1 protein-coding gene is annotated in these 274 nt (G+C 53.3%); it reads right to left on the bottom strand.

Going from position 1 to position 274, the window contains the following annotated elements; genetic code table 11:
* Positions 1-274: sigma 54-interacting transcriptional regulator (locus tag Q4563_RS19780; protein ID WP_303605733.1), on the bottom strand; the 274-nt coding region annotated here is incomplete at both ends.

The following is a 274-nucleotide window of genomic DNA, read 5'->3' as shown; positions in this document are numbered from 1 at the left end:
GCCGGACATTGCCGGGCCAGTCATGACTCATCAGGATACGAATGGCATTGTCAGTCAGACGCAAGGGACGCCCTTGCTGACGCGAAACCTTGTCGAGCAGGAAGGTAGCCAGTTCCGGAACATCCACCAGCCGTTCACGTAACGGTGGCAACTGGATTGCCATCACATTCAGGCGATAATAAAGATCTTCACGGAAGCGGCCTTTTTCGACTTCTTCTTCCAGGTTGCGATTGGTAGCGGCAACAATACGGACATTGACCTTGATGGTTTGGCC

Source organism: Gilvimarinus sp. 1_MG-2023, from assembly GCF_030548285.1.
This window is presented reverse-complemented; position numbering and strand designations above follow the sequence as displayed.